Genomic DNA, 12,939 nt, shown 5'->3' on the forward strand with positions numbered 1-12,939 from the left:
CTATCACGGTGTGATGGAAGCGTCGCTCCGGGTGTTGCCTGACGATTGGCGCTGGCCATCGGCCCCGTGGCCGTCCGCGGCATATCGATGGGCAGGGACCCGTCCCGCACGCCGTCCGCGGCCCAGGATGTGGCCACGACCACGACTCTGCTAACAATGTCGGCATGAATCGTCTCGGGTGGGCAATCGGCGCTGCGGCAGCAGCCGTCCTGGTATGCGTCGGCGGCCCGTTCGCGGTGGGCTTCCCGAAGCGGTCGGCCTTCCTCGCCCGACAGGAGCCGCAGGCCTGCGGGCTGATCGCCAGGTCGTCGCCGTTCGGCGAGGTGACCAGCTGCATCAACCTGGGCCGGCGCACCCCGCCGCTGCCCGCCGACGGCCAGGTCTTCCTGCTGCTGGAGACCGGCACCGGCACGGCGGTCGTCCGCGTCGACTACAGTGGCACCGACGACGAGAGGGTGCGCGCCACCGCGGTCGAGGTGCCGAGCTGGGAGGCCCCGGGCATCTCCCACGAGACGGGCGAGCGCATCAAGACCGGCATCGACAACCGCGGCGGCCTCAAGGCCGACCCCTGGGCCGTACAACCCGCCTGACCGCTCGGGCCGGACGCGGTAGGGCTGGCCGGCACCACGCCGCGGCAGGTGCTGGCGGTGGTCGGCATCGAGGCGCTGCTCGCCGCGGCCGCCGGGATCGCGCTGGCCTGGCTCGTCGCGGGCGGCATGCTGCTCGGGCTGGCCCCGGGCCTGCGCGTCGGCGGTGCCACACCGGAGATGGTCGTGCCCTGGACCCCCGTGCTCGGCGTGGCCGGCGTCTGCGCCGCCGTGGCGCTCGTCGCGGCCCTGATCCCGGCGGCGCTCGCGCTGCGCACCCCGGCGGCCCGGATGGCCGCGGTACGCGAATGACGCGTACACCCCGCACGCGTGGTGCGGGGTGTGTTTACGGCGCCGCCTGGCCGAGGCCGCCCAGCAGCGCGGCGAGGTCGGCCGGGCGGCTGAACATCGGCCAGTGCCCGGTCGGCAGCTCGTGGACGCGGTAGTCGCGGCGGTCCAGGCCGGCGAAGAACGGGTGGTCGCCGGCGATCATGCCCTCGACGCTCTCCTTCGTGAACATGCAGCAGACCAGCTCGGTCGGCGGCTGCTCCGGCCCGCGCAGCCGCAGCGGCGCCGCGACCGCCGCCCAGGGGTGCGGGGTGGCCCGCTCGCGGATCCACGCCGAGCGGCCCGCGAGGCCGGCGAAGAGCGCCGGGTCGTCGGCCGGGTCGAACGACGGCGGCGGCACCTCGCCGTCGCCCTCCCGCGCGGGCGTGAAGTCGGCCTGCGCGGTGCCGTCGGGCACCGGGCCGCTCTCCACGTACACGACGCGGGCCACGCGGCCGGCCAGCCGCTCCACCGCGCCCCGCACGGGCAGGCCGCCGTAGCTGTGCGCCACCAGCGTGAGCTCGTCGCGCCCGCCCGCGGCCGCGACCACGTCGGCGATGTGCGAGTCCAGCGTCGCCTCGCCCGCCTCGGCCGCGCGCTCGGCGAGGCCGCCGAGTGTCACCGCCGTCACGTCGTGTCCGGCGCCGCGCAGCGGCTGCGCAACCGCGTCCCACGCCCACGCGCCGAGCCACATGCCCGGAACCAGGATGAAGTTCGTCATACGGCGACGCTACGATCGAATCAGGGCGAATTCCGTCCTGATTTCTCCCGCCCGTGGAGTGGCCCATGTCACAGTCGACCGGCAAGGTGCTCGCGCTGCTGGAGCTGCTCCAGGCACAGCCCGGGCTGACCGGCCCGCAGCTGGCGCAGCGGCTCGGCGTCGACGAGCGCACCGTGCGCCGCTACCTCGCCGGCCTGGCCGACCTGGGGCTGCCGGTGCGGGCCGGGCGGGGGCGCTACGGCGGGTACAGACTGGCGTCCGGCTTCCGGCTGCCGCCGCTGATGCTCGGCGACGACGAGGCGGTCGCGGTGGTGCTCGGCCTGCTCGCCGCGGCCCGCCTCGGCCTGGGCGTCGGCGCCAACGCCCAGGCCGCCCGCGAGTCGGCCCTGGCCAAGATCGAGCGGGTGCTGCCGGCCGCGCTGCGCGAGCGGGTCCGCGCGGTGCGCGAGACGCTCGGCTTCACCCTCCCGGCCCGCGACGCGCCCGACCCGCCCGCCGCCCGGCACCTGCTGACCCTCGGCGAGGCGGCCCGGGATCGCCGGCGGGTGGCCCTGACGTACCGTTCGTGGCGCGGCGAGGACAGCGAGCGCGACTTCGACCCGTACGGGGTGGTCTTCCACGCCGGCCGGTGGTATGCGACGGGCCTGGACCACCGCAGCGGCGAGCTGCGCACGTTGCGGATGGACCGCATCGGCTCGGTGGTGGCCGGCACGGAGCGCTTCGACCCGCCGCCGGGCTCGTTCGACGCGGTCGGGCACGTCGTCGGCGCGCTCGCGGCCGTGCCGTACCGCCACGAGGTCGAGGTGCTGATCCGCGCCACCACCGCGGAGGTCCTCCGCCGCGTCCCCGCGACCGTCGGCACGGTGCGGCCGGCTGACGGCGGCACCCTGCTCGCCTGCCGCGCGGAGCGGCTGGACGGGATGGCCCGGATGCTCGCCGGCCTCGGCTGGGACTTCGTGGTGCTGCGCCCGGACGAGCTGCGCGCGGAGGTCGCCGCGCTGGGCCGCCGCCTCGTCGCCCTGTCCGGCACGGCGGGCGACTGAGCGCCGCCGTCGCCGTCGCCGTCGCCGTGCAGGGCCCCGCTGCCCGGTCGGTCTTCTCAGTGCAGCACGGCGCCGGCCGGCAGGGACGGCAGCGCCCGCGCGCCCTCCAGCGGGGCCGCCTCGCCGAGGGCGGCCGGAACGACCTCCACCGGCTGGTAGGTCGCCACGCGCGCCAGCTCGGCCCGCAGCGCCGGCCACAGCTTCGCCCGGCGCAGGGCGATCGCGCCGCCGATGGCCACCGCCTCCAGGCCCGCCGACAGCGCGAAGTTGGCGACGCCGAGGGCCAGGCTCCCGGTGTACGCCCGCCAGAACGAGACGTCCTCGACGGACTCCAGGGGCCGGCCGAGCCGCCGGCGCAGCGCGTCGCCGCCGGTCAGCGTCTGCAGGCAGCCGGTCTGGCCGCACTCGCACGGCAGGTCGTTGCCCGCGACCAGCTGATGGCCGGCCTCGGTCGTGAGGCACACCCCGCCCAGGCGCAGCGCGGCGCCCACGCCGGTGGACAGGGTGAGGTAGCCGCAGCGCTCGACGCCGCGCAGCGCGCCGGAGGTGGCCTCGCCGAGCAGCCCGCACGTCGCATCGTGGGCCACGCGCACCGGGCGGTCCAGGGCCTCGGCCAGGTCGCGGGCGAGGGGGCGCTCCTCGTACCCGCGCAGGTTCAGCGCCACCCGCACCGTGCCGTCCGGCGTGACCCGGCCGCAGAACGAGACCCCGGCCGGCTCGGGCCCGGGTGGCACGGCGGCGGCGATCGCCGCCAGCTGCCGGTCGTAGTCGGGGTCGGTGCGGAAGCGGGCGGCGGACCCGACGCGCGTCCACGTCCCGCCGATGTCCAGAGCCACGCTCGTCACGCCGCCCATCCTTGTACGGCGATCGCGCTACCGCCCGCGTAGCCACCCGGCCAGCCAGCCGATATCTCAGCACACCCGGGACGACCGCCGCCTGCACGCCGCCCTGGCGGAGGCGGCGTGCAGGAGTCCGGGAATCCGGGCGGCTCGAAGTATCGATTATCGGCGATTCGGGGCGGTTCGGCCAGTCGGGCGGCCCGACTGGTGATCAACGCGGCTTTTTCGCGGTCGGTGCGGCGTGCGGCGGGCGCGTGCCGCACAATCCACCGGGTGGTGAACACGCTGACGATCGACTGTGGCGGCGGCGGCCTCAAGGCGGCCGTGGTCGACGACTCCGACGCGTTGATCGGCGGGCCGATCCGGGTCCCGACGCCGTACCCGTTCCCGCCCAGCCGGTTCGTGAGCGCCCTGCTCGACATCGAGGGGCAGCTGCCGGCCGCGGACCGCGCCACGATCGGCCTGCCCGGCATGATCCGCCACGGGGTGGTGGTCGCGACCCCGCACTACGTCACGAGGGCCGGCCCGCACACCACGGTCGACCCCGAGCTGTACGCGGCGTGGACCGGCTACGACGCGCGTGCCGTTCTCAACCGCGCCTTCGGCCGGCCCGTGCTGGTGCTCAACGACGCCGAGGTCCACGGCGCCGGCCTGGTCGTCGGCACCGGCCTCGAGCTGGTGCTCACGCTGGGTACCGGTCTGGGCAACGCGCTGTTCGACGACGGGGTCCTCGCGCCGCACCTCGAGCTGTCCCACGGGCCGATCCGGCGCAAGCGCACCTACGATACGTACATCGGCGAGATCCAGCGCCGCGAGCTCGGCAACGCCCGCTGGTCGCGCCGCGTGCGGCGGGTGGTCGACGGGCTGCGCCCGGTGTTCCGCTGGGACCGGCTGTACATCGGCGGCGGGAACTCGGCGCTCATCGACGCGCCCACGCTCGAGCGGCTGGGCCCCGACGTGACGATCGTGCCGAACACGGCCGGCGTGCTGGGCGGCTCCCGCGCCTGGAAGCTGATGGGCGCGTGAGCGGTCCGGAGCGGAGCGGCGCCTGGTCTGGGTCGATCAGCGCGAAGCCTCATCGAGCCAGACCGGGCGTTGGGGGCGCTCACCAGGGACGCAGGTGTAGCTCATGCCGCTGCCGGAGCGAAGCGGAGGGTTCGGCGTGAGCGGTCCGGAGCGAAGCGGCACCTGGTCTGGGTCGATCAGCGCGAAGCCTCATCGAGCCAGACCGGGCGTTGGGGCCGCTCACCAGGGACGCAGGTGTAGCTCATGCCGCTGCCGGAGCGAAGCGGAGGGTTCGGCGTGAGCGGTCCGGAGTGGAGCGGCGCCTGGTCTGGGTCGATCAGCGCGAAGCCTCATCGAGCCAGACCGGGTGGAGGGTTCGGCGTGAGCGGGGCTTCAGCGGGCGATCCGGTCTTTGTGCGGTCGCCGACCGAGCTGCGCGATCCGGCCACGGTCGACCTCGACCTGCTGGACACGCCCGAGTTGCTGGCCCGCATCCACGCCGCCGACGCGACCGTGCCGGGCGCGGTGGCCGCCGCGCTGCCGGAGCTGGCCCGGGCGGTCGACCTCGCCGTCGCCGCCCTGCGCCGCGGGGGGCGCGTGCACTACGCCGGGGCCGGCTCGTCGGGCCGCCTGGCGGTGCTGGACGCGGCCGAGATCCCGCCGACCTTCGGTGTGCCCCCGGACCGCTTCGTGGCCCACATCGCCGGCGGCGACGCCGCGCTGCGCGCGGCGCTGGAGTCGGTCGAGGACGACGCCGGGCGCGGCCGCGCCGAACTGGCCGCTGTCATCGCCGCCGGCGACGTGCTCGTCGGGCTGGCCGCGAGCGGGCGCACCCCGTATCTGGCCGGCGCCTTCGCCGCGGCCGCGGCCGCGGGCGCCGCGACCGTGCTGGTGACGTCGAACCCGGCCGCCCCGCTCGCCGCGGGCCGCGATGTGTGCGTGGTGGTGGACACCGGCCCGGAGGTGATCACGGGCTCGACCCGGATGAAGGCCGGTACGGCCCAGAAGATGGTGCTGCACACCTTCTCCACGGGGGTCCTGGTGCGCCTGGGCCACACGTACTCGAACCTCATGGTCGACCTGCGCGCCACCAACGCCAAGCTGCGCGGCCGCACGCTGGCGATCCTGGCCGAGGCGACGGGCGCCGCGCCGGACGACTGCGCCGCCGTCCTGACCGCGGCCGGCGGCGAGTTGAAGACGGCGCTGGTCGCCCTGCTCACCGGCGCCTCGCCGGGGGAGGCCCGCGCCGCCCTCGCGGCCGCTGACGGCCACGCCCGGACCGCGCTGGCCGCTCTGTCGCCACGCACGTAACCCGACGGCGCTCGTCCGCGGCGCTCGTTCCTGACATTGAGTCCTAGCCTCCTAGGATGCCGAAACGCGATGTCGGGGGCGTCACGGTCGTTGCGGTTCTCACGGGGTGGCGTGCTCAGCCGATGACGTCGGCGAGGCCGGCGATCCAGGCCAGGGCCTCCTGCTCGCCGGGGAAGGAGCGGCGCGTCGCGTAGACCGTGGCGGTGCCGCCGATGCTGACCACGAACGTCACCGCCCAGGTCTGCTGGTCCTTGCGCAGCAGGCGGGCCCGGGTGTCCAGGTGGATCGGGGCGATCAGCGTGGCGTGCTCGAGGTTGAGCAGCGATGGCTGGGACGTCGCCATCTCCACCACCGGTACGAGCCTCACCGAACCACCATAAACCGCGCGTCGTCGCCGCCCGTTGTCGTGCTCTTGCGCGCGCGAGTAGGAATCAAACAGGGATGCGTCTGGATATTGCGCGTGGGTGTCGGCGGGGCTACCGTCCCTCTTGCACCGCCAATCCGCCGACCCGGTGCACCCAAGCGGCCGATCCAACGGCCCTGTCCCCGCCCCCGCCGCACCGACCCGCGACAAGAACCACCGACGCGCCCCCAAACCGCCTACCGCGGGCCGCCGGGCGACGGGTCGTGTGCCGGCTCGTCGAAAGTGAGCACCCCATGCTCCGGCATTTCCGAACAGTGCGACCTCGGGCGCGAACCGTCGCCCTCGTCGCCGGCGCCACGCTGGCCGCCGCCGGCGTGGCCGTCGCCGTGGCGACCCCGGCCCTCGCGGCCGCGACCGGCGGCGTCGGGGCGACCCTGCCCTACGTCGAGGTACAAGCCGAGGACTCCGCCACCAACGGCACGATCATCGGGCCCAGCGCCGCCTACAACACGCTGGCCGCCGAGGCGTCCCGCCGCAAGGCGGTGACCCTGCAGGGCACCGGCAAGTACGTCGAGTTCACCACCCCGGTGGCGACGAACTCGATCGTGTTCCGCTACAGCATCCCGGACACCAGCAACGGTTCGGTGTACACGGCGCCGCTGTCGCTGTACATCAACGGCACCCGCAGCACGAACTTCACCCTGACCAACGCCTACAGCTGGTACTACGGCAGCTACCCGTTCACCAACACGCCGGGCAGCAACGCCCACCACTTCTACGACGAGGTGAACCGGCTCTTCCCGACCACCTACCCGGCGGGCACCAAGTTCCGGCTGCAGGTCGACGCCGACTCGACCGCGTCGTCGTACACCATCGACTTCGCCGACTTCGAGAACGTCGGGCCGGCGCTGTCCCAGCCCAGCGGCTCGGTCTCGGTGACCAGCAAGGGTGCCGACCCATCCGGCGCGGCCGACTCGACGGCGGCGTTCAACTCGGCGATCGCCGCCGCGGGCCCCGGTGGCACCGTGTGGATCCCGGAAGGCACGTTCCGGATTCCTGGCAGCAACCCTGGCTGTGGCATGTCGTGCAGTCACATCATCGTGAACAACGTCACCATCAAGGGCGCCGGCATGTGGCGCTCGAAGGTCGTTGGCAATGCCCCTGGCTTCTACGGCGGGTGGGCGCCCAACGGCGGCACCAACGTCCATCTCTCTGACTTCGCCATCTTCGGCAACGTCCAGGAGCGCAACGACGGCGACCAGGTCAATGGCATCGGCGGCGCGCTGAGCAACTCCACCGTGGACCGGTTGTGGATCGAGCACGTCAAGGTCGGCGCGTGGATGGACGGGCCGTTCAACAACCTGGTGTTCAACCAGATGCGGCTGCGCAACTACAACGCAGACGCCGTGAACTTCCACAACGGCGTGACCAACTCGAAGGTCACCAACTCCGACGTGCGCAACGCCGGCGACGACGGGCTGGCGATGTGGGCGGAGCACAACGCCAACGCGAACAACTCGTTCGACCACAACACCGTGCAGTACCCGATCCTGGCCAACGGCATCGCGATCTACGGCGGCCGCGACAACTTCGTGACCGACAACCGGGTCATCGACGCGGGTCTCAGCCAGGGCGGCGGCATCCACGTCGCGCAGCGGTTCGCCTCCACCCCGCTGGGCCGCACCGACGTGCTGCGCAACACGATCATCCGCTCCGGCAGCCTCGACCCCAACTGGAACTTCGGCGTCGGCGCGCTGTGGTTCGACGCCCGTGACGGTGTCATGAACGGCCTGACCAACGTCGACAACATCCTGATCCAGCAGAGCCCGTTCGAGGCCATCCAGTTCGTCTCCGGCTCGAACATCTCCAACGTGAAGATCAACAACGCGACGATCCAGAACACCGGCACCTGGGCGATCCAGGCGCAGGTCGGCGGCTCGGCGACGATCAGCAACTCCAGCGCCACCGGCGTGCAGGCCCCGGCCGCGATCTACAACTGCGGCGTCGGGTTCACCATCACCGACGGCGGCAACAACAGCGGCCTGTCCGGAAGCGCGTGCCAGAACATCTCCAACCCGGCGTTCCCGCCGTACCTGCCGGACAACGGCTCGAGCGTCAACGTCAGCCCGAACGCCGTCGGCTTCGGCAGCGTCGTCACCGGCTCGACCAGCGCGGCTCAGGCCGTGACGGTCACCAACTCCGGCACCGGCGCGGCCCCGGTCGGCACGATCGCGGTCAGCGGCGACTTCGCGCAGACCAACACCTGCGGCAGCAGCATCGCCGCGGGCGCGTCCTGCACCGTCAGCGTCACCTTCCGGCCGACCGTGGCGGGCTCCAGCACCGGCAACCTGACGGTCACCGCCTCCGGCGTCACCAACACCGTGCCGCTGTCGGGCACCGGCGTGGCCGCCGGCCCGATCGTGAGCGCCAACCCGGGCAGCCTGAGCTTCGGCGGTACCGTCGTCGGCAGTTCCGCGGCGACGCAGACCGTGACGCTGTCGAACAGCGGCACCGCCGCGGCGGCCGTCTCCGGCATCGCGACGTCGGGCGACTTCAGCCAGACGAACACCTGCGGCAGCAGCATCGCGGTCGGCGGGTCGTGCACGGTGACGGTGAAGTTCACGCCGACGGCGTCCGGCGCGCGCACCGGCTCGCTGACGGTGACCAGCAACGCCAACAACAGCCCGACCGTCGTCGGCCTTTCCGGCAGCGGCACCGGTACCGACACCAACATCGCGCTCAACCGGCCGGTCACCGCCAGCAGCCAGGTCAACGGCACGCAGGCCGCGGCGACCGCCACGGACGGCAGCGCCGCCACCTACTGGGAGAGCGTCAACAACGCGTTCCCGCAGTGGATCCAGGTCGACCTGGGCGCGGCGACGAGCATCGGCAAGGTCACGCTGAAGCTTCCGGCGGACGCGGCGTGGGCCACGCGCACGCAGACGCTGTCGATCCTGGGCAGCACCGACGGCAGCAACTTCAGCACGCTGTCGGCGTCGGCGGGTCGCACGTTCAACCCGGCGACCGGTAACGCCGTGGCGATCACGGTGCCGGCGACGAGCGTGCGCTACGTGCGCGTCAACGTCACCGCCAACACCGGCTGGCCGGCGGCTCAGCTCGCCGAGTTCGAGGTGTACCCCAGCGGCGGCGGCACGGTCGACGCCCCGGCGCTCTCCGCGAGCCCGTCCTCGCTCACCTTCGCCTCGCAGGCGCTGAACACCACCAGCGCGTCGCAGGCGGTGACGATCACCAACACGGGTACCGCGGCAGCCTCGGTCTCGGGGGTCACCACCTCGGGCGAGTTCAGCCAGACCAACAACTGCGGCTCCGTCGCGGTCGGCGCGTCCTGCGTCGTCAACGTGAGCTTCCGGCCCACGGCGTCGGGCTCCCGCACCGGCACGCTGACCGTCACCAGCAACGCCAGCAACAGCCCGACCACGGTCGCGCTGTCCGGCACCGGGGCGGGCGCGACGTCGACCAACCTGGCCGCCGGCAAGCCCACCAGCGAGTCGAGCCACAACCTGGGGTTTGTCTCCGGCAACGTGACCGACGCCGACCAGAACACCTACTGGGAGAGCGCCAACAACGCCTTCCCGCAGTGGGTTCAGGTCGACCTCGGCTCCGCGCAGAGCGCCTCCCGGATCGTGCTGCAGCTCCCCGCGAGCTGGGGCGCGCGCACCCAGCGCATCCAGGTCCAGGGCAGCACCAACGGATCCGCGTTCACCGAGATCAAGGCGGCGGCGGACTACTCGTTCGCGCCGGGCGCCGGCAACACCGTCACCATCACGTTCGGTGCGACGAGCCAGCGGTACTTCCGGCTGACCTTCTTGTCGAACACCGGCTGGCCGGCCGGGCAGCTGTCGACGTTGCAGGTCTGGAACATCTAGCGGGGTGACCGCTGCCCGTGCCCGGTTCGCCGGGCACGGGCAGCGGTTCGGTAAGGCCTTGACATAACTAGTGACGGGCATGCAGGATTACGCGCCGTGACGGCGCAGCAGACGCATCCTCGCGACCTGTGGCGCCGCGATCTGGGCGGGACGGCCAGGCGGGTCGCGCAGACGCTGCGCCTGTATGGGCCGCGCACCCGGGCCGAGCTCGTCACCCTCAGCGGCCTGTCGCGCCCGACCGTCTCGGCCGTGCTCGCCGATCTCGGCGGCGCCGGGCTCGTCAGCGAGAAGGTCGGCGCGGCCGCCCGGCCCGTCGGCGGGCGCCCCGCTTCCGTGGTGCGGCTGACCCGCCGCGCCGGCATCGCCGTCGGCGCCGACATCGGCCGCCGGCATGTGCGCGTCGCCGTCGCCGATCTGGGTCACGCCGTCCTCGCCGAGCGCGCGGCCCGCACCGACTTCGACATCGACGACCGGCCGCTGGACGCCCTCAAGCTCGCCGTCTCGCTCGTCGACGACGCGCTGGGCGACATCGGCGCCGCCCGCGACGAGGTCGTCTGCGTCGGACTGGGCGTGCCGGCCCCGATCACCCGCGACTGGCGCATCGGCTCGCCGCCGATGCTGCCGGGCTGGGCCGACCTGCGCCCCGCCGACGAGCTCGGCACCCGGCTGGGCCTGCCGGTGCGGGTCGACAACGACGCCAACCTCGCCGCCCTCGGCGAGGCCGTCTGGGGTGCCGGCCGCGGCTGCACCGATCTCGTCTACGTCAAGCTCGCCACCGGTATCGGCGCCGGGATCGTCCTGGACGGCCGGCTCTTCCGCGGCGCCGCCGGCACCGCCGGCGAGCTCGGCCACGTCACGCTCGACGCCCGTGGCGCGGTGTGCCGGTGCGGCAACCGCGGCTGTGTCGAGCTCGCGGTCGGTGGCCGGGCGCTGCTCGCCCACGCCCGGCAGAGCCACCCGGAGCTGCACGATCTCGGCGGCCTGATCGAGTACGCGCACGCCGGTGACCCTGGCTGCCGGCGGCTCATCATGGACGCGGGCACGCAGCTGGGGTATGCGCTGGGTAACCTCGTCAACCTCATCAACCCGCAGCGGGTGCTGCTCGGCGACGAGCTCGGCGCCGCGACGGAGCTGTTGCGTGAGCCGTTGCAGCGCGGCCTGGCCGAGACGGCGCTCGCGGCCGCCGCCGAGGCCGTCGAGGTTGTGCGGAGCGCGCTGTCGTTGCGCGCCGCCGCGCTCGGCGCCGTCGCACTGGCCCTCGGTATCGACACGGTGCCGTTCGCCGCCGCCGATCAGCTCTAGCGCCTGCCTCATGACTGAGGCGGGGCTGCGGCGGGCCCAGATTCCGCCTGGCGGCGTCCCGCGCAAGCCCGGTCACAACACCGGTAGCCTGGCTCCCGCGGGCCACCACCAGACGAAATCTGGACTCCGCCTCGCTCCCCCCCAGTCATGAAACAGGCGCTAGCCCGATCCGGGGCCGACCCGGCGACCCGGCCGGAATGGCTCATCGTTCAGGACGGTTGCGTGTCATCCCTATCGGTACACGATTCGGCGGGGGTGTTGCCTTGCACGTTGATCTATATACTGAAGTCCTTGGGGGTCGAATCCGTCATGCCCGCGGAGGACGTGTGCTGTACTTTTTTCTCAGCTACGCCCGCGGGCCGGATGATCTGTTCGTCAGGCGCTTCTACAATGATCTGTGCAGCGAGGTCCGTGTCCACGCCGGGCTCGACCGGGACGCCGAGGTCGGTTTCCTGGACAATCACAACATCGAGCCGGGTCAGAACTGGCCGCAGGCGCTCGTCAATGCGATCTCCGAGTGCTCCTGTTTCCTCGCGCTGTATTCGCCGGCGTACTTCCTCAGCCAGCCGTGCGGCAAGGAATGGACGATGTTCGAAATGCGCTCGCGTGTTGCGCCGCGCGACGACGGTGTGCCGGTCAACGGGCTGATCCCGGTGGTGTGGCTGCCGCCGCGGGAGCTGCCCGACGTGGCCAAGACGGTCCACTACGACCTGGATGTGCAGGAGGAGGACTACCGGCGGCGCGGGCTGCGGCAGCTGCTGCGGCTGCAGCGCATGCACGACGCCTACATCGACTTCCTGTCCACCGTCGCCGAGCGTATCGTCGCCGCGGCGAGCACGCCGCCGCCGCGCGGGTCCACCCAGCTGGACTTCGAGCGGCTGGAGAGCGCGTTCCATCCAGCCAAGACCGGCCCGGACGCCGGTGGCGAGCTGCCGCCCCACTTCGGCACGGGCCAGACGATCCACTTCGTCATCGCCGCGCCGTCCGGCGCCGACGCCGCGGCCATCGAGCGTGACGCCGGCTTCTACGGAGAGGACCCGCTGGACTGGGCGCCGTTCCGGCCGGTGCAGGCGCGGCCGCTGCGGGAGTACGCGCAGAAGGTCGCCTCCGAGCTCGGCTTCGAGTCGCTGTTCACCGGCCTGGACCGCCTCGGCGACCGGGTCAAGGTGGCGCAGCAGCACAACCACGTCGTGGTGCTGCTCGTCGACCCGTGGAGCGCCGATGTGCCGGCCCACCGGGAGCTGCTGCTGGAGTACGACCATCATCGCGAGCACGTCTCGGCGATGCTCGTGGTGATGAGCGCCGGCGACGTGCAGACCCAGGAGCACAGCGGCCGGCTGGCCGGGCTGATGCACGACACGCTCGGCAACAGCGAGCGCCGCCTCGACGAGGTGATGCTGCGCCGCAGCGTGCTGACCGGCCCGTCGTTCGAGGCCGACCTCGCCGTCGTGCTCGCCGAGGCGCGCAACCGCCTGGTCGCCGACGGCCGCGTCTTCCGCCGCCCGCCCCCGGGCCACTACGCCCCGCGCCCCATTCTCGAAGGACCGTAGGAG

General features: G+C 73.0%; 11 protein-coding genes. 8 read left to right on the forward strand and 3 right to left on the reverse strand.

The genetic code is table 11. The features are described from left to right. Nucleotides 1-164: 164 nt before the first annotated feature. Entirely contained in the window at nt 165-590 is a 426-nt protein-coding gene (locus tag ABT297_RS15050; protein WP_350549079.1) for a hypothetical protein, read from the forward strand. Between the two features lie 48 nt (nt 591-638). Further along, nucleotides 639-899, forward strand: coding sequence for a hypothetical protein (locus tag ABT297_RS15055; protein ID WP_350549081.1), 261 nt, complete (start codon nt 639-641; stop codon nt 897-899). A gap of 34 nt (nt 900-933) precedes the next feature. Here the strand turns inward: ABT297_RS15055 and ABT297_RS15060 are convergent, their stop codons facing one another. Next, entirely contained in the window at nt 934-1,635 is a 702-nt protein-coding gene (locus tag ABT297_RS15060; protein ID WP_350549083.1) for an alpha/beta fold hydrolase, read from the reverse strand. A gap of 65 nt (nt 1,636-1,700) precedes the next feature. Between ABT297_RS15060 and ABT297_RS15065 the strand changes: the two genes are divergently transcribed. Beyond that, nucleotides 1,701-2,678 carry a helix-turn-helix transcriptional regulator gene (locus ABT297_RS15065; RefSeq protein ID WP_350549085.1) on the forward strand — a complete coding sequence of 326 codons (978 nt, stop codon included), beginning with the start codon at nt 1,701-1,703 and terminating at the stop codon, nt 2,676-2,678. A gap of 56 nt (nt 2,679-2,734) precedes the next feature. On the opposite strand, the gene ABT297_RS15070 is transcribed toward ABT297_RS15065, so the two are convergent. After that, nucleotides 2,735-3,523: an ROK family protein gene (locus ABT297_RS15070; protein ID WP_350549087.1), complete on the reverse strand. Its 789-nt coding sequence runs from the start codon at nt 3,521-3,523 to the stop codon at nt 2,735-2,737. Between the two features lie 267 nt (nt 3,524-3,790). On the opposite strand from ABT297_RS15070, the gene ABT297_RS15075 reads away from it, so the two are divergent. Further along, on the forward strand, nt 3,791-4,543 hold the full coding sequence (locus ABT297_RS15075; RefSeq protein ID WP_350549089.1) for an ROK family protein: 753 nt from the start codon (nt 3,791-3,793) through the stop codon (nt 4,541-4,543). Between the two features lie 360 nt (nt 4,544-4,903). Continuing rightward, on the forward strand, nt 4,904-5,833 hold the full coding sequence (locus tag ABT297_RS15080; protein ID WP_350549091.1) for an N-acetylmuramic acid 6-phosphate etherase: 930 nt from the start codon (nt 4,904-4,906) through the stop codon (nt 5,831-5,833). 115 nt (nt 5,834-5,948) lie between these two features. On the opposite strand, the gene ABT297_RS15085 is transcribed toward ABT297_RS15080, so the two are convergent. Continuing rightward, nucleotides 5,949-6,200 carry a hypothetical protein gene (locus tag ABT297_RS15085; protein WP_350549093.1) on the reverse strand — a complete coding sequence of 84 codons (252 nt, stop codon included), beginning with the start codon at nt 6,198-6,200 and terminating at the stop codon, nt 5,949-5,951. Between the two features lie 311 nt (nt 6,201-6,511). Between ABT297_RS15085 and ABT297_RS15090 the strand changes: the two genes are divergently transcribed. The 3 genes from ABT297_RS15090 (at nt 6,512) to ABT297_RS15100 (ending at nt 12,936) form a co-directional block, all read left to right on the forward strand. After that, nucleotides 6,512-10,084 carry a choice-of-anchor D domain-containing protein gene (locus ABT297_RS15090; protein WP_350549095.1) on the forward strand — a complete coding sequence of 1,191 codons (3,573 nt, stop codon included), beginning with the start codon at nt 6,512-6,514 and terminating at the stop codon, nt 10,082-10,084. Between the two features lie 96 nt (nt 10,085-10,180). Next, nucleotides 10,181-11,386, forward strand: a complete 1,206-nt coding sequence (locus tag ABT297_RS15095) for an ROK family transcriptional regulator (protein ID WP_350549097.1) — start codon at nt 10,181-10,183, stop codon at nt 11,384-11,386. Between the two features lie 326 nt (nt 11,387-11,712). Further along, complete coding sequence (locus ABT297_RS15100) at nt 11,713-12,936, forward strand: TIR-like protein FxsC (protein ID WP_350549099.1); 1,224 nt, start codon at nt 11,713-11,715, stop codon at nt 12,934-12,936. Nucleotides 12,937-12,939 lie beyond the last annotated feature (3 nt).

Source organism: Dactylosporangium sp. NPDC000555 (assembly GCF_040300025.1).
Lineage (GTDB): Bacteria > Actinomycetota > Actinomycetes > Mycobacteriales > Micromonosporaceae > Dactylosporangium.